Consider the following 25136-nt stretch of genomic DNA (forward strand, 5'->3'; position numbering starts at 1 on the left):
GTTCAGGCCTCCTTCGAAGCCGAGCGAACGAGAACGACGGCGCCCTTGGGGCCGGGAACGGCACCCTTGATGAGCAGGAAGTTGTTCTCGGTGTCCACGGCGTGGATCGTGAGGTTCTGGGTGGTGTGCTTGACGGCACCCATGCGGCCGGCCATGCGCATGCCCTTGAACACGCGACCAGGCGTAGCTGCTCCACCGATCGAACCCGGCTTGCGGTGATTGCGGTGAGCACCGTGCGAGGCGCCGACACCGGAGAAGCCGTGGCGCTTCATGACACCAGCGGTGCCCTTGCCCTTGGTCTTCGCGGTGACGTCGACCTTGACTCCGGCTTCGAACGTGTCGACACCGAGCTCCTGACCCAGCGAGTACTCGCCGGCGTCAGCGGTGCGCAGTTCGACGAGGTGACGGCGCGGGGTCACGCCGGCCTTCTCGAAGTGACCAGCGGTCGGCTTGTTGACCTTGCGCGGGTCGATCTCGCCGAAGGCGATCTGCACGGCCGGGTAGCCGTCGGTCTCTTCGTCGCGGATCTGGGTGACAACGTTGTTTCCGGTGGCCACAACGGTCACCGGCACGAGCTTGTTCTGCTCATCCCACACCTGGGTCATGCCCAGCTTGGTACCCAGAAGGCCCTTGACCTTGCGGGTGGTCGGGAGAGCTGAGGAACGAGTGTTCGCCATTTTTCCCTCCCTTAGAGCTTGATCTCGATGTTGACGTCGTCGGCGAGGTCGAGACGCATGAGCGAATCGACGGCCTTCGGCGTCGGATCGACGATGTCGATCAGACGCTTGTGCGTGCGCATCTCGAAATGCTCACGGCTGTCCTTGTACTTGTGCGGCGAACGGATGACGCAGTACACGTTCTTCTCCGTCGGCAACGGCACCGGGCCCACAACAGTCGCACCAGCGCGAGTGACGGTGTCCACGATCTTTCGCGCAGCACTGTCGATCACAGCGTGGTCGTACGACTTGAGCCGGATGCGGATCTTCTGTCCCGCCATGGCGTCGTCTCTTTCTTTTGTTCCTTCCGGCCATCAACCTCCCGCCGCGGATGCGACAGGGGTCTGTGCCGGCTGACCATGACCGACCCCCGAGGTCGGGCGTGTCGGCTGATCCTGGCGGACGAAGCTCTCGCTTCTCATCTGTCAGGGCCGACGGCGCTTCTACTCATTGGCTGCTCGGTCCGAACCCGCGATTTCGCAGATTCATCGATCCGATAGTGTTCCGGGCTGTTCGCGGCCAGAAGGCCGCAGTGCAGGGGTCAACACCCAGAACGCAACCTGACTATCTTTTCACAGCCGCGTGCATCCGCGCAATTCCGGGGGTTGTGCTTGTGAGTGAAGTCTCAGACGCTGGCCGCCTGCTGTGACTTCGCCCGCTCGAGGGCCCGCTGGCGGGCGGCTTCGGACTCCGCGGCGAGGCGCTGCGCGTTCTCCGGGTCGCGGGTGAGGTTCTCTCCCGTCTCGGGATCGAAGACCATGACCTTGGCCGGGTCGAACCAGAGTTCCATGGTATCGCCCTCGCGCACCGAGGTGGACGGGTCGAGGACCGCGACGACCTGCGTGCGCGCGCCCTCGCCGTCGAGGTCGCGGTCGAGCTCCTCAAGTGCCTTCCTCACCGCCGGCTCCGCTTCGAAGGGGATGTAGGCGTAGACCTCGTTGCCGAGCCATTCGGTGACATCGACCTCGGCGCTGAGGAGCGCTCCCCCGCCGCGCTTCGCCTCGTCGAGGGTCGCCGCATCATGGAAGTCCTCGGGCCGGATGCCGGCGACGAGGTACTGCGGGGCGCCGCGCAGCTTCTCCGCCTCGGCGGCCGGGAGGCTGAACTCTCCGAACGGGGAGCGGAGCCGCCCGTCGACGTTCTCCACCGGCAGGAAGTTCATCGGCGGCGACCCGATGAAGCCGGCGACGAAGAGGTTGACGGGCTCGTCGTAGAGCTCCTGCGGGCTCGCGTACTGCTGGAGCACGCCCTTCTTCAGCACCGCGACCTTGTCGCCCAGGGTCATCGCCTCGGTCTGGTCGTGGGTGACGTAGACGGTGGTGACGCCGAGGTTGCGCTGCATCCGCGAGATCTCGGTGCGCATCTGGATGCGCAGCTTCGCATCGAGGTTCGACAGCGGCTCGTCGAAGAGGAACGCCTTCGCGTCGCGGACGATCGCCCGGCCCATCGCCACCCGCTGGCGCTGCCCGCCGGAGAGGTTCGCGGGTTTGCGGTCGAGGTGGTCGCGGAGTTCGAGCAGCGTCGCCGCCCGGTTGACCCGCTCGTCGATCTCCTCCTTCGAGTACTGCCCCTTGGCGAGCATGAGCGGGAACGCGATGTTCTCGGCGACGGTCAGGTGCGGATAGAGGGCGTAGTTCTGGAACACCATGGCGAGGTCGCGTTCGCGGGGTGCGGAGTCGTTGACGCGTTCGTCGTCGATGCGCAGGTCGCCCTCGGTGATGTCCTCGAGGCCGACGATCATCCGCAGCAGGGTCGACTTGCCCGAGCCCGAGGGGCCGACGAGGATGACGAACTCGCCCTCGGCGATCCGCAGGCTGACATCGCTGATCGCGGGGTACCCGTCGCCGTAGCGCTTGATGATGTTCCGCAGTTCGATCTCGGACATGGTTCTCAACTCCGCTGGTGTGGGGTGGTGGGCGTGGGGCTCATCCCTTGACGGCTCCCGAGGTCAGACCGGAGACGATCTGGCGCTGGAAGAGCAGGACGATGATGATGATCGGGATCGTGACGATGATCGCCGCCGCGGAGATCGCGCCGGCGGGCTCTTCGAACTGGCTGGCGCCGGTGAAGAAGGACAGGGCCGCGGGCACCGGTCGGGCCGCAGAGGTCGAGGTCAGCGAGATCCCGTAGACGAAGTCGTTCCACGCGATGAAGAACGCGATGATCGCCGTGGTGAAGACGCCGGGGGCGGCCAGGGGCACGATGACCTTGCGGAAGGCCTGGAAGCTCGTCGCCCCGTCGACCTGCGCGGCCTGCTCGAGCTCCCACGGGATCTGGCGGAAGAATGCGGCAAGCGTCCAGATCGAGATCGGCAGGGTGAGCGAGAGGTACGGGATGATGAGGCCCGCCCACGTGTCGTAGAGCCCGATCGCCGACCAGATCCGGAACAGCGGGGTGACGAGCGAGATGACGGGGAAGATCGACACGGCCAGGGCCATCGTGAGGATGAGCTTCTTGCCCGGGAAGTCGAGACGGGCCACCGCGTAGGCCGTGAGCGTGGCGAGGACGACGGCGATGACGGTGGCGATGAGGCAGATCCCGATCGAGTTGACGAGCGCGGGGAGGAAGAGGTCCTTCGCGGCCCCGGTGAAGATCAGCTCGTAGTTCGACCAGTCGATCGCGGTGGGCCAGAACTGCTTGTTCGCGATGTCGCCGGGAGATTTCAGCGACAGGGAGACGATCCACACGACGGGGAAGAGCGCGTAGACGGCGACGACGAGGCTGATGACGATCCACCAGACGGTGTGCTTGCGGCCGGACATCGTCTCACTCACCTCTCGCCTGGGCCAGGTCGACCTTGAAGAACTTGATGAAGATGAAGCAGATGAGGGCGACGCTGAGGAAGAGCAGCACCGACAGCGCCGAGCCCATGCCCAGCTGCAGCTGGCCGATCGACTGGTTGTACGTGAGGAACGAGACCGTCGCGGTGTTCTGCGCGCCGGCGGTCATGACGAACACGGAGTCGAAGACGCGGAACGCGTCGAGGGTGCGGAAGAGCAGCGCCACCATGATGGCCGCCTTCATGTTCGGGATGATCACCTTCCACATCCGCTGCCACCAGGTCGCGCCGTCGACGGTCGCCGCCTCGAGCATGTCGCTGGGGATCTGCGCGAGACCGGAGAGGAGGAGCAGGGAGATGAACGGCGTCGTCTTCCAGATCTCCGCGGCGCAGATGACGATGAACGAGGACCAGAAGTCGCCGAACCAGTCGAAGGCCGGCATCGACAGCCACGTGCCGACGAAGCCGGTGCCGAGGTCGAAGGCATACTTCCAGGAGAACGCCGCGACGACGGTGATGATGCCGTAGGGGATGAGGATGGCCGTGCGCACCCACGGCCGCACTGCTTTCAGCGCGTTGAGCATGACGAGCGCGAGCGCGAACCCGAGGACGAGTTCGACGGCGACAGTGACGACCGTGAGCAGCAGGGTCACCCCGACCGTCTGCCACCACAGCGGATCGGTGAGGATGACGAGGTAGTTCTGCCCCCAGTTGACGTAGCGGTTGTCCGGGTCGGTCATCCGGTAGTTGAAGAACGAGAAGTACACCGCCTGGAGGATGGGATAGCCGGTGACGGCGAGGAGGATGATGACCGCGGGGGCCGAGAGCATCCACCCGAGTCTCGTCTCACCGCGCTGCCGGTTCGACACCTTTGCTTTCACAGCAGCCTCTCCCCCTTGAGGATCTCGAGGATGAATTCCTGGGACCGCGCGGGCGTGGAGTCCGGACGGACCGCCTCCGGCGGGTGCCACGACTTCTGGATTCCGCCGGTCACCTCGTTGTAGTAGGGCGTCAGCGGCCGGGCGGCGGAGACCTGGAGCGATTCGGCGATGACCGGTGCCGCGGGGAACGCCTCCTGCACCTCCGGGTCGTCGAAGGCGGCGAGGTTCGACGGGGCGTTGCCGTCGGTGAGGAAGTACGCGGACTGCTTCTCCGGTGAGCGGATGCAGTCGACGGCCTGGAAGGCGAGGTCCGGGTTCTCCGAGAAGGCACCGACGCCGAGGTTGATCCCGCCCAGCGGCGGCCGCGATTCCTGCCCCTCGTCGACGCGGGGGTAGAGGGTCCACCCGATGTCGTCGAGGACCGCCTGGTCGAGGCTGCCGTCCTCGACGGCGGCCTGCGAGGCCGAGTAGATGAAGGGCCAGTTGACCATGAAGCCGCCGTCGTCGCTCTGGAATTCGAGCATCGCCCCGTTCTCGTCGAGGTTCGACAGCGCGGGGCCGCCGACGCCGGTCTCGGCGATCCGCTCCATGATGCCCGCAGCACTCCGACCGGCCTCGGAGTCGAGGCCGAGGGTGACCTGGTCGGGCGAATCGGCGTCGGGGTTCTCGACGATCTGCCCGCCGGCGGATTCGACCATCGCATTGATCCACACCGTCAGCGACTCGGCCCTGATGCCCTGCACGCCGACGCGCTTGTCCTGACCCTCGGCGGCATCGATGATCTCGTCCCAGGTCACCGGTTGGGACATATCGAGCCCGGCCGCCTCGGCGACGGATTTGCGGTACCACAGCAGCTGGGTGTTGGCCCAGAACGGGGCGGCGACGAGGACGTCCTGCCGGGTGGAGGATTCGACCGAGGAGGGAATGACCCCGTCGGTGAACTCCCCGATGTACTCCTCGGGGACGGGAGCGAGGTAGTCGGCGTTGGCCATCTCGGCGACGTAGACCGGGTCGAGGCTCATGATGTCGATCGACGAGTCCGCCGAGGCGAGGCGGCGGATGAGCTGCTCGCGCTGGCTGGGTGCATCGTTGGGCAGCAGGCTCGTCGAGATCCGGTACGCCCCGTCGGCCTCGGCCGTGCACTGTTCGGCGATCGTCGCCTGTCCCCCGTTGTCGGGGTTGATGTACCACGTCAGGGTCGGTGTCGAGGTGTTCGCACTGCAGCCGGTGACTGCGACGAGACCGAGCAGCGCGCCGCCGGCCAGCGCCAGTCGCCACGGTCGGTGCTTCCTTGCCTTCTCCGTCATCGCTCACCTGCCACTCTGCAGCGTTGCACATGTCATGGTCGTCTGTGAGCCACATTACCCCAAGTCAGGCGGAATGGAATCACTCGAGCGCGATCCACACGGCACTGTCCGCACTCAGCACCCCCTCCGACATTGCGTCAGGGTGACTTGCGGCGATGAGGTCCCCCGCCGGCAGCCCGGTGAGCACCCGCGGCGCGGCTGTGAGGTTCGCGATCACGAGGAAGGTGCCGGTGGCGGTCGCGCTCGTGAAGGCGAGGAGACCGGCGCCGGGATCGTCGAGGGCGTGCCACGCGAAGGCTCCGGTTCCGATCCCCCGGGCGCGTCGGAGGGCGATGAGCTCGGTGTAGAGGCGAAGCTGTGAGTCCGCGGCGGCGCGCTGCGCGTCGCGGGCGAGGCCGCGGTGCGACTCGGGTTGGGGCAGCCATGTCTGAGCGCCGGCGCGGGTGCCGAAGCCGAGGTGGTCATCCGTGTCCGACCAAGGGTAGGGCGTGCGCGCCCCGTCCCGTCCGAGTTCGGTCCCCCCGCTGCGGGCGAACACCGGATCCCGTCGCTCATCGGCTGCCAGCTGCGTGTGCTCGGGCAGGCCGAGTTCGTCGCCCTGGTAGACGTAGGCGGAGCCGGGCAGGCCGAGTTCGACGAGCGCCATCGCGGCCGCGAGCCGCCGGCCCCGCGCCTCGTCCGGCTGCGGGTCCGCGGGCCCGATGCCGCGCTGATGCGGCGGCGGGGTGGGAAGTCCGAAGCGGCTGGCATGGCGGACGGTGTCGTGGTTCGACATCACCCACGTCGGGCTCGCCCCGACCTCGGCGGCTGCCGCGAAGGTCTCGTCGACGGCGCGGTGGAGGTTCCCCGGGTCGACGCCGGCCATGAGGAAGGTGAAGTTGAAGGCCTGATCCATCTCGTCGTCGCGGACGTAGCGGAAGAGGCGCGAGAGCGGTTCGACCCAGGCTTCGGCGACGAGGATCCGCTCCCCCGGATAGCCGTCGAGGACCCGCCGCCACGCCCGGTAGACGTCATGGACACCGTCCTGGTCGAAGAACGGCGAGGCCGCAGTCGGTGACGCCGCCAGGCCCGCGTCTCCGTCGCCGGCGGGCTGGTGATCGGGCAGGCCCTCGGCCTTGATGAGACCGTGGGCGACATCGACGCGGAAGCCGTCGACGCCGCGGTCGAGCCAGAAACGCAGGACTCCCTCGAACGCCTCCCGCACGGCAGGGTTGTCCCAGTTGAGGTCGGGCTGCGTGGGATCGAAGAGATGAAGGTACCAGTCGTCGCTGCCGTCGACCCGGGTCCATGCAGGACCCCCGAAGACCGACGTCCAGTTGTTCGGCGGCGCCTCCCCGCCGTCCCGACCGGTGCGGAAGATGTACATGTCACGGGCAGGGTCCCCCGCCTCGGCGCTCATGGCCTTCTGGAACCACGGATGGGCGGCGGACGTGTGATTGGGGACGAGATCGACGATGACCCGCACTCCCGCGGCATGGGCGCGGGCGATGAGCGCATCGAAGTCGGCGAGCGTGCCGAAGACGGGATCGACGTCCCGGTAGTCGCTGATGTCGTAGCCGGCGTCGTTGCCGGGCGAGGGGTAGAACGGGGAGAGCCAGATCGCGTCGACGCCGAGGTCGGCGAAGTGGTCGAAGCGCTCGAGGATCCCCGGCAGGTCGCCGATCCCATCGCCGTCGCCGTCGGCGAACGAGCGCGGATAGACCTGGTAGATGACGGCGTCGGCCGCCCAGTTCCGCCCCTCTGTCATGCTCTGTCTCCTCACTGTGCGATGCGGGCTGTGCGAAAGTCCAGCATAGACGCCGCAGGGGCCGCAATCATGATGATTGCGGCCCCTGTGGGCTTCAGCGCTGAGCGGTGAGGCTCAGTGGAGAAGAATCAGATCACTCGATGATCTTGGTGACTCGACCTGCACCGACGGTGCGGCCGCCTTCGCGGATGGCGAAGCGGAGGCCTTCCTCCATGGCGATCGGCTGGATGAGCTCGACCGACATGTCGGTGTTGTCGCCGGGCATGACCATCTCGGTGCCCTCGGGCAGCGTGATGACGCCGGTGACGTCGGTGGTCCGGAAGTAGAACTGCGGACGGTAGTTCGAGTAGAACGGGTTGTGACGGCCGCCCTCGTCCTTGCTCAGGATGTAGACCTGACCTTCGAACTTGGTGTGCGGGGTGATCGAACCCGGCTTGACGATGACCTGGCCGCGCTCGACGTCTTCGCGCTTGGTGCCGCGGAGAAGCAGACCGACGTTCTCACCTGCACGGGCATCCGGCAGGGTCTTGCGGAACATCTCGATGGCGGTGACGGTCGTCTTCGACGAGTTCGGCTTGATGCCGACGATCTCGATCTCCTCGTTGGGGAGGAGGACGCCGCGCTCGACACGACCGGTGACGACGGTTCCACGACCGGTGATCGTGAAGACGTCCTCGACGGGCATGAGGAAGGGCTTGTCGATGTCGCGCTCCGGCTCCGGAACGTACTCGTCGACCTGATCCATGAGGTCTTCGACGGTCTTGACCCACTTCTCGTCGCCCTCGAGGGCCTTGAGAGCGGAGACCTGGACGACGGGAGCGTTGTCGCCGTCGAACTCCTGGCTCGAGAGCAGGTCGCGGACCTCGAACTCGACGAGCTCGAGGAGCTCTTCGTCGTCGACCATGTCGGACTTGTTGAGAGCCACGACGATGTAGGGCACACCGACCTGACGCGCGAGCAGGACGTGCTCACGGGTCTGCGGCATCGGACCGTCGGTGGCGGCGACCACGAGGATCGCGCCGTCCATCTGAGCAGCACCGGTGATCATGTTCTTGATGTAGTCGGCGTGACCAGGGGCATCGACGTGAGCGTAGTGACGCTTCTCGGTCTGGTACTCAACGTGCGAGACGTTGATGGTGATGCCGCGCTCCTTCTCCTCAGGTGCGTTGTCCACCTGGTCGAAGGCGCGAGCCTCGTTGAGATCGGGGTACTTGTCCGCCAGGACCTTGGTGATCGCAGCGGTCAAGGTGGTCTTTCCGTGGTCAACGTGGCCGATGGTGCCGATGTTGACGTGCGGCTTAGTCCTATCGAAACTAGCCTTTGCCACTGGGTTCCTCCTCGTGGTTGGCAAAAGATATGCGGTTCATATCTTAGACCTTTGTTGGTTATCTTTCATTCCAGTGATGTTGTTCTACATCACCTTGGCGATGAGCTGTGGAGATTACTCTCCGCCACGCATCTTCTGGATGATCTCGTCGGCCACAGCCTTCGGGACCTCCGCATAGCTGGAGAACTGCATCGAGTACACCGCGCGGCCCTGGGTCTTCGACCGCAGGTCTCCGATGTAGCCGAACATCTCCGACAGCGGGACCACAGCCTTGACGACCTTCACGCCGGAAGCGTCGTCCATGGACTGGATCTGGCCACGCCGAGAGTTCAGGTCGCCGATGACGTCGCCCATGTACTCCTCAGGGGTGCGCACCTCGACTTCCATGACCGGCTCGAGCAGAACCGGGTTCGCCTTCTTCACGGCCTCCTTGAGGACCATCGAACCGGCGATCTTGAACGCCATCTCCGAGGAGTCGACGTCGTGGTAGGCACCGTCGACCAGAGTGGCCTTGATGCCGACCAGCGGGTAGCCGGCGAGGACGCCGAGCTGCATCGCATCCTGGATGCCGGCGTCGACGCTCGGAATGTACTCACGAGGCACGCGACCGCCGGTGATGGCGTTCTCGAACTCGTAGATCGTGTCGCCGTCGACCTCGAGAGGCTCGAAGGTCACCTGGACCTTGGCGAACTGTCCCGATCCACCTGTCTGCTTCTTGTGGGTGTAGTCGTACTTCTCGACGGCGCGACGGATCGTCTCGCGGTACGCGACCTGCGGCTTGCCGACGTTCGCCTCGACCTTGAACTCGCGACGCATGCGGTCGACGAGGATGTCGAGGTGGAGCTCGCCCATGCCGCGGATGACGGTCTGGCCGGTCTCCGGGTCGAGTTCGACCTGGTAGGTCGGATCCTCTTTGACGAACTTCTGGATGGCAGCCGAGAGCTTCTCCTGGTCGCCCTTCGTCTTGGGCTCGATGGCCACGGAGATGACGGGCTCGGGGAAGGTCATCGACTCGAGAGCGATCGGGTGTGCGGGATCGCACAGCGTGTCGCCCGTCGTCGTGTCCTTGAGACCGATGAACGCGTAGATGTGACCGGCGATCGCCTCTTCGACCGGGTTCTCCTTGTTGGAGTGCATCTGGAAGAGCTTTCCGACGCGCTCCTTCTTTCCGCTCGTGGCGTTGAGAACCTGCTCGCCCGACTTCACCTGTCCCGAGTACACGCGGACGTAGGTGAGCGCACCGAAGAACGGGTGCGTGGCCACCTTGAACGCGAGTGCCGAGAACGGCTCGTCGACGGAGGGCTTGCGGACGATCTCCTCTTCCTCGTTGCTCGGGTTGTGTCCGATCATCGGAGGCACGTCGAGCGGCGAGGGGAGGTAGTCGAGGACAGCGTTGAGCATGGGCTGGACGCCCTTGTTCTTGTACGCGGAACCGCACATCACCGGGAAGGCCTCGGACTCGATGACGAGAGCGCGGATGCCGGCCTTGAGCTCGGCGACCGAGATCTCCTCACCCTCGAGGTACTTCTCCATGAGCTCTTCCGAGCTCTCGGCGACGTCCTCGACGAGCTGGGCACGGTACTCTTCGGCCTTGTCCGCAAGATCCGCGGGGATCTCGATCTCGGTCATGTCCTGACCCTTCTTGGACTCGTCAGGCCAGATGTAGGCCTTCATCTCAAGAAGGTCGACGATGCCCTCGAAGTCGGACTCGGCGCCGATCGGCAGCTGGATGACGAGCGGCTTCGCACCGAGGCGGTCCTTGATGGTCTGCACGGTGAAGTAGAAGTCCGCACCGAGCTTGTCCATCTTGTTGACGAAGCACACACGCGGAACGTTGTACTTGTCAGCCTGACGCCACACGGTCTCGGACTGCGGCTCAACGCCTTCCTTGCCGTCGAACACGGCGACGGCGCCGTCGAGGACGCGGAGCGAGCGCTCCACCTCGACGGTGAAGTCGACGTGTCCCGGGGTGTCGATGATGTTGATCTGGTAATCGTGCCAGTAGCAGGTCGTCGCGGCCGACGTGATCGTGATGCCGCGCTCCTGCTCCTGCTCCATCCAGTCCATCGTCGAGGCACCGTCGTGGGTCTCGCCGATCTTGTAGTTCACACCGGTGTAGAACAGGATGCGTTCGGTCGTAGTGGTCTTACCGGCATCGATGTGGGCCATGATGCCGATATTGCGGACCTTGTTCAGGTCGGTGAGCACGTCAAGTGCCACGGTGTCTCTCTCTCAATCGATGACTTGACCGCAGACCCTTCCCTCCCGACCGGTCTGCGCAGCAGACCGATCGGGCGGCAAGGGCGACGATCACCAGCGGTAGTGGGCGAAGGCCTTGTTGGACTCGGCCATCTTGTGGGTGTCCTCACGGCGCTTGACAGCGGCACCGAGGCCGTTGCCCGCGTCGAGGATCTCATTCATGAGGCGCTCGGTCATCGTCTTCTCACGGCGCTGGCGGGCGTAGCCCACGAGCCAGCGCAGTGCCAGGGTCGTCGAACGAGCAGGACGGACGTCGACCGGCACCTGGTAGGTCGCACCGCCGACGCGGCGGGAGCGGACCTCGAGGGACGGGCGAATGTTGTCGAGAGCCTTCTTGAGGTTGGCAACCGGGTCGTTGCCGTTCTTCTCGCGGGTGCCCTCGAGGGCACCGTAGACGATGCGCTCGGCGGTCGAGCGCTTGCCGTCGAGCAGGATCTTGTTGATCAGCTGCGTGACGAGCGGCGAGTTGAAGACCGGGTCGACGACGATCGGTCGCTTCGGTGCAGGACCTTTGCGCGGCATTACTTCTTCTCCCTCTTCGCTCCGTACTTGCTGCGGGCCTGCTGACGGCCCTTGACACCCTGGGTGTCGAGCGAACCGCGCACGATCCGGTAGCGCACACCCGGAAGGTCCTTGACACGGCCACCGCGCACGAGCACGATCGAGTGCTCCTGCAGGTTGTGTCCCTCACCGGGGATGTACGCGGTCACTTCGATCTGGCTCGAGAGCTTGACACGAGCGACCTTGCGAAGAGCCGAGTTCGGCTTCTTGGGGGTCGTGGTGTACACACGGGTGCACACGCCGCGACGCTGGGGGCTGCCCTTCAGGGCAGGGGCGTCGGACCCTGCGGACTTGTTATGCCGTCCTTTGCGGACGAGCTGCTGGATTGTCGGCACTAAGCGTTCTCCATTGCTTCTCGATGAACCTAATTCCCACATCGGCCGCGACGCAGGTCGCGTTTGTGAACCGTGGGACATATCCGACTGAACACCGGGTGAAGCTTGACTCCCGATGCCAGTAACCACGCGGCCTCACGCACCCTGCGCTCGGGAGTGTCGCAAGGACACGCGCGCGCAGGGTTCTGCTCGGTCGGGCGGCCTGCGCCGGTCGCACTCACACGGGGTCCAGGCCTCACAACACACCTGGCATGATCGTCCGACGACGCAGATAACACAATCAGTCGCCTCCCAGAATATCGCGTGCGCGAGCCTCCGGTCAAAATCGCCGGAAGCGGCGTATCCTGCTCCGCCCGGCCGCCCTCGGGCGGAGAGACACGGGTCACGATATAGCAGGGTCGCTTCCTTGACTCATTCAAGAAAACCATGCAAGGGTGAAGGGGTGACAGAGGAACAACAGGCGCCGACGGGGAACTATTCCGCGATCCTGCGGACCAGCTCCCTGCGCGTGACGAAGCAGAGAGTCGCGGTGCTGGCAGCGGTGGACTCCCATCCCCACGCCGACACCGAGACCGTCATCCGCGCGGTCAGACAGGACCTCCCCGAGGTCTCCCATCAGGCCGTCTACGACTCACTCCACACCCTCACCGAGGCGGGTCTCCTCCGCTGCATCCAACCGTCCGGGTCCGTCTCCCGGTACGAGCGGCGCATCGGCGACAACCACCACCATCTCGTGTGCCGGGAGTGCAGCCGGATCGTCGACATCGACTGCACGGTCGGTCAGGCCCCGTGCCTGACCCCATCACACGATCACGGCTTCGTCATCGACGAGGCCGAGGTGACGTTCTGGGGTCTGTGCCCGGACTGCGCCCGTCGCAGTGCGGCTCCGGAGCCCGAACTCGAACTGCCCTCTGTCGTCTGAGCCGGGAGGCGCTCTCGCTGCGCCCTTCCGTCGCCATCAGCTGAGCCCGCCCGGGGCTCGACACCGAAAGGAACACCATGACCGACACCTCCACTGCAGGCGGCTGCCCAGTCGTCCACACGTCTTCGGGTGCCAACCCGACGTCCGAACCCGGATCGCTGACCACTCCCCTGCAGGGCGACGCCAACGCCCAGTGGTGGCCCAACCGTCTCAACCTCAAGATCCTCGCGAAGAACCAGCCCGCCCGCGACCCGATGGACGCCGACTTCGACTACGCGGCGGAGTTCTCCACCCTCGACTACGACGGGCTCAAGGCGGACCTCGCCGCGCTGATGACGACGAGCGAGGACTGGTGGCCGGCCGACTTCGGCAACTACGGTCCGTTCATGATCCGCATGGCCTGGCACTCCGCCGGCACCTACCGCGTCCAGGACGGCCGCGGCGGCGGCGGTGAGGGCCAGCAGCGCTTCGCGCCGCTCAACTCATGGCCGGACAATGTCGGACTCGACAAGGCCCGCCGCCTCCTGTGGCCGGTGAAGAAGAAGTACGGCAAGAAGATCTCGTGGGCCGACCTCTTCATCCTCGCGGGCAATGTCGCCCTCGAGCAGATGGGATTCAAGACCTTCGGCTTCGCCGGCGGTCGTGCCGACGTGTGGGAGCCCGACAACGACGTCTACTGGGGTTCGGAGACCGAATGGCTGGGCACCGACAAGCGCTACGCGGGCAACCGTGAGCTGCAGAAGCCGCTCGCGGCGACGACGATGGGCCTCATCTACGTCAACCCCGAGGGCCCCGAGGGCGAACCCGACCCGGTCAAGGCCGCCGCTGACATCCGCGAGACCTTCGGCCGGATGGCGATGAACGACGAGGAGACCGTCGCCCTCATCGCCGGCGGCCACACCTTCGGCAAGACCCACGGCGCCGGCCCCGAGAGCCACAAGGGTGCGGATCCGGAAGCCGGTGCCCTCGAGGAGCAGGGGCTCGGCTGGAAGTCCGACTTCGGCACCGGTTCGGGCAACGACGCGATCGGCAGCGGCATCGAGGTCACGTGGACCTACCACCCGACCCGCTGGGACAACGAGTTCTTCCACATCCTCTTCGCGTACGAGTGGGAGAAGTTCGAGAACGAGGGCGGCCACATCCAGTGGCGTCCGGTCGACGGCGGCGGCGACGACATGGTGCCGATGGCCCAGGGTGAGGGACGCCGTGAGCCCCGCATGCTCACGACCGACCTCTCGCTGCGCTTCGACCCCGCCTACGAGAAGATCTCGCGTCGCTTCAAGGACGATCAGAAGGCCTTCGAGGACGCGTTCGCCCGTGCGTGGTTCAAGCTCACGCACCGCGACATGGGACCCGCGACCCGCTACCTCGGACCCGAGGTGCCGAACGAGGACCTCATCTGGCAGGATCCGATCCCAGCGGGCACCCCGCTCAACAACGGCGAGGTCGAACTCGTCAAGGCGGCCGTGCGCAACTCGGGCCTCAGCGTCTCCCAGCTCGTGTCGACGACGTGGGCCGCCGCGTCCTCGCACCGCGTCTCCGACATGCGCGGCGGCGTCAACGGCGGTCGCCTGCGGCTGGAACCACAGCGGAACTGGACGGCCAATGAGCCGGCCAAGCTCGCCGAGGTGATCGGCGTGCTCGAGCGCATCGCCGCCGAGACCGGCGCCTCCTTCGCCGATGTCGTCGCGATCGCCGGGGCCGTCGGCGTCGAGACCGCCGCCGCGGCTGCGGGCTTCGACGTCACCGTGCCCGTGTCGACCGGACGCGGGGACGCCTCGCAGGAGCAGACGGACGTCGAGTCCTTCTCCTACCTCGAGCCGACCCACGACGGCTTCCGGAACTACCTCACCCCGGGCCTGCCGCTGGCCGCCGAGTATCTCCTCCTCGACCAGGCGAGCCTGCTCGGGCTCACCACCTCCGAGCTCACGGTGCTCATCGGCGGACTCCGCGTCCTCGGCGCGAACTACGAGGACTCCGAGCTCGGTGTGTTCACCGACCGCAAGGGCGAGCTGACGAACGACTTCTTCGTCAACCTCCTCGAGCTCGGCAACACGTGGAAGGCCGTCGGCGATTCGGCGACGACCAACCTCTACGAGTCCTACTCCCCGGCCGGTGAGAAGCTGTGGTCGGGCAGCCGTGTCGACCTGCTCTTCGGGTCGAACTCCGAGCTGCGCGCGATCGCCGAGGTCTACGCCTCCGACGATGCACAGGAGAAGTTCGTCAACGACTTCGTCAATGCCTGGTCGAAGGTCGTCGAGGCCGACCGCTACGACCTCAAGCGCTGAGGTCAGTCTCTCCTCGCCGTGGTGGGCCGCCTCGGCGAGGATGACCTGCCCTGTGAGGAGAGGTGAGAAGGCGGTGTCCCGTTATCGGGGCACCGCCTTCGTCGTGTCCCGCCTCGTCGGTGAATCGTCCGACACCGGAGAGTGTGTCCGCCGCTACACTGGGGGTCATGCCCGACGAACAGCTCGAACCACCGTCCCGCCCGAGGATCCGGGCCTCCGACGCCGACCGCGACGCCGTCCTCGCCGTCATCACCGAGGCGGTGAGCAGCGGTCGCCTCGACCCCGATGAGACCGCCGAGCGGCAGGACGAGGCGATCCGGGCGAAGTACCTCGACGAGCTCGCTCCGCTCATCGTCGACCTGCCCGAAGGACGCGAACTCCACCACCGCCTCGAGCAGCAGACGGGCGGAACGACCCCGGGTGCCCAGATCGTGCCGCGCAATGCACCCGCGCCGCTCTCGCCGACTGCCCCGCCGGGCTCGGCGAGCCCCGTGAACTCGGTGGCGATCATGTCCGGGCGGGAGATCGACGTGCCCGCCGGCACCGCCGAGGTGACGACGTACGCGCTCATGGGCGGGGACAACATCGACCTCACCGAGGTCATGGGTCCCGGCGTCACCGTCGAACTCGTGGCGTATTCGATGTGGGCCGGCAACGACATCTACGTGCCGCCGGGCGTGCAGATCAAGGACGAGACGATCAACATCATGGCCGGCAACGAGATCCGGCAGTCGGCCAGAGGCGACGGCTCGAACGGCACCGTCGTGCTCAAGGGGTTCTCGCTCATGGCCGGCCACGACGTGCACTTGGCCAAAGGCTACCGAGGAAAGGACCAGGGACAGCTGACATGAGAATCGGAATCCTCACCTCCGGCGGCGACAGCCCCGGCCTCAACGCCGTCATCCGCGGCATCGTCCGCAAGGGCATCCGCTCGCACGGTTCGTCGTTCGTCGGCATCCGCGACGGCTGGCGGGGTCTGCTCGAGGACGACATGTTCGAGATGTCGATGCTCGACGTCCGCGGCCTCTCCGGACGCGGCGGCACGATCCTCGGCACTTCCCGCACCCACCCCTACGAGGACGGGGGTCCCGCGCGGATGCGGGAGGTGCTCGCCGCGCACGACATCGACGCGATCGTCGCGATCGGCGGTGAGGGGACGCTCTCGGGGGCCTCCCGCCTCGTCGAGGAGGAGGGGATCAACATCGTCGGCGTGCCGAAGACGATCGACAACGACCTCGACAACACCGACTACACGTTCGGCTTCGACACCGCCCAGTCGATTGCCACCGAGGCGATCGACCGTCTGCGCACCACCGCGGAGTCCCACCACCGGTGCATGGTCATCGAGGTGATGGGCCGCAACGTCGGCTGGATCGCCCTCCACTCGGGCATGGCCGGCGGGGCGCACGCGATCCTCATGCCGGAGTTCCCCGTGTCGATGGAGCAGATCGGGCAGTGGGTGACCTCGGCGCGGGATCGCGGTCGCGCCCCGATCGTCGTCGTCGCCGAGGGCTTCGTGCCCGAGGGCCTCGACGAGCAGATCGCCGACCGCGGAGTCGACTCCCGGGGCCGGGCCCGCCTCGGCGGCATCGCCAACTACCTCGCGCCGCTCATCGAGGAGCAGACGGGCATCGAGACCCGCGCGACGATCCTCGGTCACCTGCAGCGGGGCGGCTCCCCCACCGCCTACGACCGGGTTCTCTCGACGCGTCTGGGCATGGCCGCGGCCGACCTCGCCCACGGTGAGCAGTGGGGCAAGATGGCGAGCCTCAAGGGCACCGACATCGTCGCCGTCGAGATGGCCTCGGCCGTCGACAGCCTCAAGACCGTGCCGCTCGACCGGTGGGAAGAGGCGCAGGTCCTCTTCGGCTGAGAGTCTGCGGTGCAGCTGCGGGCGGGAAGCGTGTCCGCGCTGGAAGCGGTTGCGCTGGGCAGAAGTGTTTCTGCCGGCGAGAAGTTTGCGACACGCACGTTGCGCCTGCGAAAAGTCGTTCTGCCCATCGACTGGTTGCCCGCAGAACGACTTTTGGCCGACAGTCACAATCGGCACAAGCGTGTCGCGGGCGAGTGCCCGCAAGAAGCGCGTACGCCGGCCAGAAGTGTGTCTGCCTGCTGGAAGAGTGTGCGCCGGCTGGAAGTGAGTCAGCCTGCTGGAAGTGTGTCCGCGCCGGAAGCGGTTGCGCTGGGCAAAAGTGGTTCTGCCGGCGAGAAGTTTGCGACACGCACGCTGTGTCGGCGAAAAGTCGTTCTGCCCATCGACTGGTTGCCTGCAGAACGACTTTTGGCCGACAGTCACAATCGGCACAAGCATGTCGCGGGCATGCAGAAGGGGCACCCACCGAATCGGTGGGTGCCCCTTGCGTGCACTCGGAGGCGGCCGAGTCGCCTCAGCCGGTCAGCGGACCGGACTGCGGCAGCTCAATGCCGACTCAGCTGAAGGCGCCGTAGTCGTAGTCCTCGAGCGGGATGGCGGAGCCGGAATCGGATCCGATGCCCGCGTAGAAGTCACCGTAGCTGTTGGTGAACATCTCCGCCTTCGCCTCCTCCGTCGGCTCCACAACGATGTTGCGGTGCGTCTGGAGACCGGTGCCGGCCGGGATGAGCTTACCGAGGATGACGTTCTCCTTCAGACCCATGAGCGTGTCCGACTTGCCTTCCATCGCGGCCTCGGTGAGGACGCGCGTCGTCTCCTGGAAGGACGCAGCCGAGAGCCACGACTCGGTCGCCAGCGAGGCCTTCGTGATGCCCATGAGCTCATCACGCGCCGAGGCGGGCTGACCGCCTTCGGCGACCACGCGACGGTTCTCCGCCTGGTAGCGCCCACGGTCGACGAGCTCGCCGGGCAGCAGGTTCGTGTCGCCCGACTCGATGACGGTGACGCGACGCAGCATCTGGCGCACGATGACCTCGATGTGCTTGTCGTGGATGCCCACGCCCTGCGAGCGGTACACCTTCTGCACCTGCTCGACGAGGAAGCGCTCGGCCTCACGACGACCGCGGATGCGCAGCACCTGCTTCGGGTCGACCGCGCCGACGACGAGCTGCTCGCCCGCCTTGACGTGCTGACCGTCCTCGACGAGGAGGCGGGCACGCTTGGAGACTGCGTGCTCGATCTCGTCGCTGCCGTCATCGGGGGTGATGACAACGAAGCGGGTCTTGCGGCTGTCGTCGATCTTCGCACGACCGGTCGCCTCGGCGATCGGGGCGAAGCCCTTCGGGGTGCGAGCCTCGAAGAGCTCGGTGACACGGGGCAGACCCTGGGTGATGTCACCCGAGGACGCCGCCACACCACCGGTGTGGAAGGTGCGCATCGTCAGCTGGGTGCCGGGCTCGCCGATCGACTGAGCCGCGACGGTGCCGATCGCCTCGCCGATGTCGACGAGCTTGCCGGTGGCCATCGACCGACCGTAGTGCATCGCCGAGATCTGCGTGTCCGAATCCGCGGTGAGCACGGAGTAGACCTTGAGCTCTTCGACGCCGGCGGCCACGAGGGTGTCGATGACATCCGCCGTGACGTCGGTCTTCGCCGGAACGATGACGTTGCCGTCGGCGTCCGTGACATCGGAGACGGTGAGGCGGCCGTAGAGGCTCGTCTCGACGTACTCGTGGGGCACGAGGTTGCCCTCGTGGTCACGCTCGGCCACGGGCAGGGTGATGCCCTTGGTCGAATCCGTGTCCTGGGTGCGGATGATGACGTCCTGCGACACGTCGACGAGGCGACGGGTCAGGTAGCCGGAGTCAGCGGTACGCAGCGCCGTGTCCGCGAGGCCCTTGCGGGCGCCGTGGGAGGCGATGAAGTACTCGAGCACCGACAGGCCCTCGCGGTAGTTCGAGGTGATCGGACGTGGGATGATCTCACCCTTCGGGTTCGTCACCAGACCGCGCATACCGGCGAGCTGACGGACCTGCATCCAGTTACCGGATGCACCGGACTCGACGAGGCGGAGCACCGAGTTCTCTTCCGGGAAGTTCGTCCGCATAACCTGGTCGACCTTCTCGGTGGTCTCGGTCCACAGCTTGACGAGCTCATTGCGACGCTCGTCATCGGTGAGCGCACCGAGTTCGTACTGCTGCTGCACCTTCGTGTCGAGCGCCTCGGCGTTTTCGAGGATCTCCGTCTTCGCCTCAGGCGAGACGACATCGGACATCGCCACGGTGATGCCCGAGCGCGTCGCCCAGTGGAAGCCGCCGGACTTGAAGTTGTCGAGCGTGTGCGCGACCTCGACCTTCGGGTACTCCTCCGCGAGGTGGTTGACGATCCGGCTCAGCGCCTTCTTGTCGATCGTCGAGTTCACGTAGGTGTAGTCCGCGGGCAGGTAGTCGTTGAACAGCGCGCGGCCCAGCGTGGTCTCCACGTCGAGCGGCGTGCCCGGCTCCCAGCCCTCGGGAACATCGAGATCGGTTCCGGGAACGACGTTCTCGAGACGGATCGTCACAGCCGAACCGAGGTCGAGCTCGCCGTGGTCGAAGGCCATGATGGCTTCGCCGAGGCTGGAGAACGACCGGCCTTCACCGGCGAGTCCCCTGCGCTCCGAGGTGAGGTGGTACAGACCGATGATCATGTCCTGGGAGGGCATGGTCACGGGCTTGCCGTCGGAGGGCTTGAGGATGTTGTTGGCCGAGAGCATGAGGATGCGGGCCTCGGCCTGCGCCTCGGGGCTCAGCGGCAGGTGGACGGCCATCTGGTCACCGTCGAAGTCGGCGTTGAACGCCGAGCACACGAGCGGGTGCAGCTGGATGGCCTTGCCCTCGATGAGCTGCGGTTCGAACGCCTGGATGCCCAGACGGTGCAGGGTCGGTGCGCGGTTGAGGAGCACCGGGTGTTCGGTGATGACCTCTTCGAGCACGTCCCACACCTGCGGGTGCTGACGCTCGACCATGCGCTTGGCCGACTTGATGTTCTGCGCGTGGTTGAGATCGACCAGGCGCTTCATGACGAACGGCTTGAACAGCTCGAGCGCCATCGTCTTCGGCAGACCCGCCTGGTGGAGGCTGAGCTGCGGACCGACGACGATGACCGAACGGCCCGAGTAGTCGACGCGCTTGCCGAGCAGGTTCTGGCGGAACCGGCCCTGCTTGCCCTTGAGCATGTCCGACAGCGACTTGAGCGGGCGGTTGCCCGGTCCGGTCACGGGACGACCGCGACGACCGTTGTCGAACAGCGAGTCGACGGCTTCCTGGAGCATCCGCTTCTCGTTGTTGACGATGATCTCGGGAGCACCGAGGTCGAGCAGGCGCTTGAGGCGGTTGTTGCGGTTGATGACGCGACGGTAGAGATCGTTGAGATCCGAGGTCGCGAAGCGACCACCGTCGAGCTGGACCATCGGACGCAGCTCCGGCGGGATCACCGGGACGACGTCGAGGACCATGCCCTCGGGGTTGTTGTCCGTGGTGAGGAACGCGTTGACGACCTTGAGGCGCTTGAGCGCGCGGGTCTTGCGCTGTCCCTTGCCGGTGTTGATGAGCTCGCGCAGCTTCTCGGACTCGGCTTCGAGGTCGAAGTCGAGCAGGCGCTTCTGGATCGCCTCGGCGCCCATGGCACCCGTGAAGTAGAGGCCGAAGCGGGCGAACATCTCGCGGTAGAGGCTCTCGTCGCCCTCGAGGTCGTTGACCTTGAGGTTCTTGAACCGGTCCCACACCTGCTCAAGACGGTCGATCTCGCGATCGGCGTTCTTGCGCAGCTTGTCCATCTCCTTGTCGGCGACGTCGCGCAGCTTCTTCTTGGCCTGCGCGGTTCCGCCGTCGGCTTCGAGGGCCGCGAGGTCCTCTTCGAGCTTCTTGGCACGACGGTCGATGTCGGCGTCACGGCGGTCGCCGATCTGCTGCTTCTCGACGTCGATCTTGTTCTGCAGGCTCGGCAGATCCCGGTGCCGGGACTCCTCGTCGACAGAGGTGATCATGTATGCGGCGAAGTAGATGACCTTCTCGAGGTCCTTCGGCGCGAGATCGAGCAGGTAGCCCAAGCGCGAGGGAACGCCCTTGAAGTACCAGATGTGGGTGACGGGAGCGGCGAGCTCGATGTGGCCCATGCGCTCACGGCGCACCTTGGCACGGGTCACCTCGACGCCGCAGCGCTCGCAGATGATCCCCTTGAAGCGCACGCGCTTGTACTTGCCGCAGGCGCACTCCCAGTCACGGGTGGGGCCGAAGATCTTCTCGCAGAAGAGTCCGTCCTTCTCCGGCTTCAGGGTGCGGTAGTTGATGGTCTCCGGCTTCTTGACCTCACCGTGCGACCAACCGCGGATGTCATCGGCGGTGGCGAGACCGATCCGCAGCTCATCGAAGTAATTGACGTCAGGCACGTAAATCCTCTTTCCTGGTGATGAGCTCAGGGCTCATCGAAAATCTGTGTCGGTTGAAGTGGAAGTGCTCAGACTTCTTCTACGGTCTGGGCTTCGCGGTAGGACAGGTCGATGCCGAGCTCCTCAGCTGCCCGGTAGACCTCGTCCTCCGAGTCGCGCATCTCGACCTGGCCGCCGTCGGACGACAGGACTTCGACGTTGAGGCACAGCGACTGCATCTCCTTGATGAGGACCTTGAACGACTCGGGGATTCCCGGATCGGGCAGGTTCTCACCCTTGACGATGGCTTCGTAGACCTTGACACGGCCCGGGATGTCATCGGACTTGATCGTCAGCAGCTCCTGCAGCGTGTACGCCGCACCGTAGGCCTCGAGGGCCCACACTTCCATCTCACCGAAGCGCTGACCGCCGAACTGCGCCTTACCGCCCAGCGGCTGCTGGGTGATCATCGAGTACGGACCGGTCGAGCGCGCGTGGATCTTGTCGTCGACGAGGTGGTGGAGCTTGAGCATGTACATGTATCCGACGGAGATCGGGTACGGGAACGGCTCGCCGGAGCGGCCGTCAAACAGCTGGGCCTTGCCCGAGGAGTCGATGAGTCGATCACCGTCGCGGTTCGGGGTCGTCGCGTCGAGCAGTCCGCGCAGCTCCTGCTCGTGCGCACCGTCGAAGACCGGGGTGGCCAGGTTGGTGCCCGGCTCGGCTTCGCGGGCGAGCTGCGGAAGCTCCTCGGCCCACTCGGGGCTGCCCTCGATCTTCCATCCCTGCTTGGAGATCCATCCGAGGTGGATCTCGAAGACCTGTCCGATGTTCATACGACGCGGAACACCGTGCGGGTTGAGGATGACGTCGACGGGGGTTCCGTCGGCGAGGAACGGCATGTCCTCGACCGGCAGGATCGTCGAGATGACGCCCTTGTTGCCGTGGCGGCCGGCCATCTTGTCGCCGATCGTGATCTTGCGTCGCTGGGCGACGTAGACGCGGACCATCTGGTTGACGCCGGGCGAGAGCTCGTCGTCGTCCTCACGGTCGAAGACCCGCACACCGATGACGGTGCCGATCTCGCCGTGGGGCACGCGCAGCGAGGTGTCGCGGACCTCACGGGACTTCTCACCGAAGATCGCCCGGAGCAGACGCTCCTCCGGGGTCAGCTCGGTCTCACCCTTCGGGGTGACCTTGCCGACGAGGATGTCGCCGTCGGTGACCTCGGCGCCGATACGGATGATGCCGCGATCGTCGAGGTCGGCGAGGGCGTCGGGCGAGATGTTCGGGATGTCCCGGGTGATCTCCTCGGCACCGAGCTTGGTGTCGCGGGCGTCGACCTCGTGCTCCTCGATGTGGATCGAGGAGAGGACGTCGTCCTGGACCAGGCGCTGCGAGAGGATGATCGCATCCTCGAAGTTGTAGCCCTCCCACGACATGAACGCGACGAGGAGGTTCTTGCCGAGAGCCATCTCGCCGCCCTCGGTCGAGGGTCCGTCGGCGAGCACCGCACCGACCTCGACGCGGTCTCCCTCGTCGACGATGATGCGCTGGTTGTACGACGTGCCGTGGTTCGAGCGCTTGAACTTCGAGGCCCGGTAGGTCTGCTGGGTGCCGTCGTCGGCGAGGACGGTGACGAAGTCAGCCGACACCTCGGTGACCACACCCGACTTCTCGGCGACGATGACGTCACCGGCGTCGACCGCGGCGCGGTACTCCATGCCGGTGCCCACGACGGGGGCCTCGGACATGACCAGCGGCACGGCCTGACGCTGCATGTTCGCACCCATGAGGGCGCGGTTGGCGTCGTCGTGCTCGAGGAACGGGATGAGCGCCGAGGCGACCGACACCATCTGACGCGCGGAGACGTCCATGAAGTCGATCTGGTCGCGGAGCACGAGCTCGGCTTCGCCGCCGCCGCCCTTCGGACGGGCGAGGACTTCCTCTTCCGCGAAGCGCTGATCGTCGGTCAGCGGAGCGTTCGCCTGCGCGATGTTGTAGTCGAGCTCGTCATCGGCGGTGAGGTACTCGGTCTCGTCGGTGACGACACCGTCGACGACCTTGCGGTACGGGGTCTCGATGAAGCCGAACGGGTTGATCCGCGCGTACGAGGCGAGCGAACCGATGAGACCGATGTTCGGACCCTCGGGGGTCTCGATCGGGCACATGCGGCCGTAGTGCGACGGGTGGACGTCACGGACCTCCATGGCGGCGCGGTCGCGGGAGAGACCACCGGGGCCCAGCGCAGACAGGCGACGCTTGTGGGTCAGACCCGCGAGCGGGTTGTTCTGATCCATGAACTGCGACAGCTGCGAGGTTCCGAAGAACTCCTTGATCGCGGCCACGACGGGACGGATGTTGATGAGCGTCTGCGGCGTGATCGCCTCGACGTCCTGGGTCGTCATGCGCTCGCGCACGACGCGCTCCATGCGGGACAGACCCGTGCGGACCTGGTTCTCGATGAGCTCGCCGACCGCGCGGATGCGGCGGTTGCCGAAGTGGTCGATGTCGTCGAGCTTGACGCGCAGCTCGATCTCCTCGCCGTCGCGCACACCCTTCGTCGTCTCGACTCCGGCATGGAGCGAGACGAGGTAGCGGATGGTGGCGACGACGTCGTCGACGGACAGCACGGAGTCCGACAGCGGAGCGTCGACGCCGAGCTTGCGGTTGACCTTGTAGCGGCCGACCTTGGCCAGGTCGTAGCGCTTCGGGTTGAAGTAGAGGTTGTTGAGCAGGTTGCGGGCGGCCTCGGCGGTCGCCGGCTCTGCCGGACGCAGCTTCTTGTAGATGTCGAGCAGGGCCTCTTCCTGCGTCGAGACGGTGTCCTTGGCGAGGGTCTCGCGGATCGACTCGAACTCGCCGAACTCCTCGAGGATCTTCGACTCGGTCCAGCCGAGGGCCTTGAGCAGGACGGTGACCGACTGCTTGCGCTTGCGGTCGAGGCGGACGCCGACCTGGTCGCGCTTGTCGACCTCGAACTCGAGCCAGGCACCGCGGGAGGGGATGATCTTCGCGGAGAAGATGTCCTTGTCCGTGGTCTTGTCGACGCTCGACTCGAAGTAGGCGCCGGGCGAGCGGACGAGCTGCGAGACGACGACGCGCTCGGTGCCGTTGACGATGAACGTGCCCTTGTCGGTCATGAGCGGGAAGTCGCCCATGAAGACGGTCTGGCTCTTGATCTCGCCGGTGTTGTTGTTCATGAACTCAGCGGTCACGTAGAGCGGCGCCGAGTAGGTCATGTCGCGTTCCTTGCACTCGTCGATCGAGTACTTGGGAGCTTCGAACCTGTGCTCACGGAACGACAGCGACATCGATCCACCGAAGTCCTCGATCGGTGAGATCTCTTCGAAGATGTCCTCGAGACCGGACGTGGTCGCGACGGAGTCGTCTCCGATTTCGATGGCTTCGGCGACGCGGTCCTGCCACGCTTCCGATCCGATGAGCCAGTCGAAGCTGTCGGTCTGGAGTCCGAGCAGGTCGGGAACCTCAAGCGGTTCGCGGATCTTCGCGAATGAGATTCTCTTGGGGGGATTAGCGGTCCTGGTGTTATCGTTGGCGGCGGCCAATGGGATCCTTCCGAGTGCTTCACCAATTGATACGTCGCTACCCCACTCGCTCACCGGCTGCCGATCCCCGGGTGTGTCGATTTCGACACCGGGCGACAACGTGGTTCACTGGAGTGGAACTGACCTGCCCCCCGCTATATGAAGGCACGCCACAGGCACAGCAA

At 65.9% G+C, this 25136-nt stretch carries 17 protein-coding genes; 4 read left to right on the forward strand and 13 right to left on the reverse strand.

Annotation, left to right across the window (positions count from 1 at the left end):
• Window positions 1-2: 2 nt before the first annotated feature.
• The 11 genes from rplC to rpsL form a co-directional block, all read right to left on the reverse strand.
• A complete protein-coding gene (gene rplC, locus ABD154_RS14325) occupies window positions 3-677 on the reverse strand; it encodes a 50S ribosomal protein L3 (protein ID WP_137826113.1) in 675 nt (224 codons plus the stop codon).
• Window positions 678-688: 11 nt separating this feature from the next.
• Window positions 689-997 (reverse strand): 30S ribosomal protein S10, encoded by a 309-nt coding sequence (gene rpsJ / locus ABD154_RS14330; protein ID WP_009379191.1) that lies wholly within the window; start codon window positions 995-997, stop codon window positions 689-691.
• A gap of 344 nt (window positions 998-1341) precedes the next feature.
• Window positions 1342-2601: an ABC transporter ATP-binding protein gene (locus tag ABD154_RS14335; protein ID WP_211977966.1), complete on the reverse strand. Its 1260-nt coding sequence runs from the start codon at window positions 2599-2601 to the stop codon at window positions 1342-1344.
• A gap of 40 nt (window positions 2602-2641) precedes the next feature.
• Window positions 2642-3478 carry a carbohydrate ABC transporter permease gene (locus tag ABD154_RS14340; protein WP_198500914.1) on the reverse strand — a complete coding sequence of 279 codons (837 nt, stop codon included), beginning with the start codon at window positions 3476-3478 and terminating at the stop codon, window positions 2642-2644.
• 4 nt (window positions 3479-3482) lie between these two features.
• On the reverse strand, window positions 3483-4325 hold the full coding sequence (locus tag ABD154_RS14345) for a carbohydrate ABC transporter permease (protein ID WP_211977967.1): 843 nt from the start codon (window positions 4323-4325) through the stop codon (window positions 3483-3485).
• A 47-nt stretch (window positions 4326-4372) separates the two neighbouring features.
• Window positions 4373-5683: an extracellular solute-binding protein gene (locus ABD154_RS14350; RefSeq protein ID WP_211977968.1), complete on the reverse strand. Its 1311-nt coding sequence runs from the start codon at window positions 5681-5683 to the stop codon at window positions 4373-4375.
• A gap of 79 nt (window positions 5684-5762) precedes the next feature.
• A complete protein-coding gene (locus ABD154_RS14355; RefSeq protein WP_211977969.1) occupies window positions 5763-7430 on the reverse strand; it encodes a glycoside hydrolase family 13 protein in 1668 nt (555 codons plus the stop codon).
• 133 nt (window positions 7431-7563) lie between these two features.
• Window positions 7564-8757: an elongation factor Tu gene (gene tuf / locus ABD154_RS14360; protein ID WP_198498203.1), complete on the reverse strand. Its 1194-nt coding sequence runs from the start codon at window positions 8755-8757 to the stop codon at window positions 7564-7566.
• Between the two features lie 114 nt (window positions 8758-8871).
• Window positions 8872-10977 (reverse strand): elongation factor G, encoded by a 2106-nt coding sequence (gene fusA / locus ABD154_RS14365; RefSeq protein WP_211977970.1) that lies wholly within the window; start codon window positions 10975-10977, stop codon window positions 8872-8874.
• Window positions 10978-11067: 90 nt separating this feature from the next.
• Complete coding sequence (rpsG, locus tag ABD154_RS14370) at window positions 11068-11538, reverse strand: 30S ribosomal protein S7 (RefSeq protein WP_137826106.1); 471 nt, start codon at window positions 11536-11538, stop codon at window positions 11068-11070.
• On the reverse strand, window positions 11538-11912 hold the full coding sequence (gene rpsL / locus ABD154_RS14375; protein ID WP_009379175.1) for a 30S ribosomal protein S12: 375 nt from the start codon (window positions 11910-11912) through the stop codon (window positions 11538-11540). Before rpsL ends, rpsG begins: the two co-directional genes overlap by 1 nt.
• A gap of 442 nt (window positions 11913-12354) precedes the next feature.
• Between rpsL and ABD154_RS14380 the strand changes: the two genes are divergently transcribed.
• The 4 genes from ABD154_RS14380 (at window position 12355) to ABD154_RS14395 (ending at window position 16995) form a co-directional block, all read left to right on the forward strand.
• Entirely contained in the window at window positions 12355-12834 is a 480-nt protein-coding gene (locus ABD154_RS14380) for a Fur family transcriptional regulator (protein WP_211977972.1), read from the forward strand.
• Window positions 12835-12911: 77 nt separating this feature from the next.
• Window positions 12912-15122 carry a catalase/peroxidase HPI gene (gene katG, locus ABD154_RS14385; protein ID WP_211977973.1) on the forward strand — a complete coding sequence of 737 codons (2211 nt, stop codon included), beginning with the start codon at window positions 12912-12914 and terminating at the stop codon, window positions 15120-15122.
• Between the two features lie 167 nt (window positions 15123-15289).
• Window positions 15290-15973 carry a DUF1707 SHOCT-like domain-containing protein gene (locus ABD154_RS14390; RefSeq protein WP_211977974.1) on the forward strand — a complete coding sequence of 228 codons (684 nt, stop codon included), beginning with the start codon at window positions 15290-15292 and terminating at the stop codon, window positions 15971-15973.
• Window positions 15970-16995 carry a 6-phosphofructokinase gene (locus ABD154_RS14395; RefSeq protein ID WP_198498198.1) on the forward strand — a complete coding sequence of 342 codons (1026 nt, stop codon included), beginning with the start codon at window positions 15970-15972 and terminating at the stop codon, window positions 16993-16995. The genes ABD154_RS14390 and ABD154_RS14395 overlap by 4 nt, the downstream gene beginning before the upstream one ends.
• 556 nt (window positions 16996-17551) lie before the next feature.
• Here the strand turns inward: ABD154_RS14395 and ABD154_RS14400 are convergent.
• The gene (locus ABD154_RS14400) at window positions 17552-21424 is read right to left on the reverse strand and encodes a DNA-directed RNA polymerase subunit beta' (RefSeq protein ID WP_140955544.1); all 3873 of its coding nucleotides are present in this window, start codon (window positions 21422-21424) and stop codon (window positions 17552-17554) included.
• Between the two features lie 68 nt (window positions 21425-21492).
• Entirely contained in the window at window positions 21493-24999 is a 3507-nt protein-coding gene (gene rpoB, locus ABD154_RS14405) for a DNA-directed RNA polymerase subunit beta (protein WP_376912076.1), read from the reverse strand.
• Window positions 25000-25136 lie beyond the last annotated feature (137 nt).

Source organism: Brevibacterium sanguinis (assembly GCF_039528855.1).
GTDB classification, from domain to species: Bacteria; Actinomycetota; Actinomycetes; order Actinomycetales; family Brevibacteriaceae; genus Brevibacterium; species Brevibacterium sanguinis.

Coding starts and splice junctions, on each gene's coding strand:
- rpsJ (WP_009379191.1), bottom strand. CDS start 997: ATGGCGGGACAGAAGATCCGCATCCGGCTCAAGTCGTACGACCACGCT.
- katG (WP_211977973.1), top strand. CDS start 12,912: ATGACCGACACCTCCACTGCAGGCGGCTGCCCAGTCGTCCACACGTCT.
- ABD154_RS14390 (WP_211977974.1), top strand. CDS start 15,290: ATGCCCGACGAACAGCTCGAACCACCGTCCCGCCCGAGGATCCGGGCC.
- rpsG (WP_137826106.1), bottom strand. CDS start 11,538: ATGCCGCGCAAAGGTCCTGCACCGAAGCGACCGATCGTCGTCGACCCG.
- ABD154_RS14355 (WP_211977969.1), bottom strand. CDS start 7,430: ATGACAGAGGGGCGGAACTGGGCGGCCGACGCCGTCATCTACCAGGTC.
- ABD154_RS14350 (WP_211977968.1), bottom strand. CDS start 5,683: ATGACGGAGAAGGCAAGGAAGCACCGACCGTGGCGACTGGCGCTGGCC.
- ABD154_RS14345 (WP_211977967.1), bottom strand. CDS start 4,325: ATGCTCTCGGCCCCCGCGGTCATCATCCTCCTCGCCGTCACCGGCTAT.
- ABD154_RS14395 (WP_198498198.1), top strand. CDS start 15,970: ATGAGAATCGGAATCCTCACCTCCGGCGGCGACAGCCCCGGCCTCAAC.
- ABD154_RS14340 (WP_198500914.1), bottom strand. CDS start 3,478: ATGTCCGGCCGCAAGCACACCGTCTGGTGGATCGTCATCAGCCTCGTC.
- ABD154_RS14335 (WP_211977966.1), bottom strand. CDS start 2,601: ATGTCCGAGATCGAACTGCGGAACATCATCAAGCGCTACGGCGACGGG.
- rplC (WP_137826113.1), bottom strand. CDS start 677: ATGGCGAACACTCGTTCCTCAGCTCTCCCGACCACCCGCAAGGTCAAG.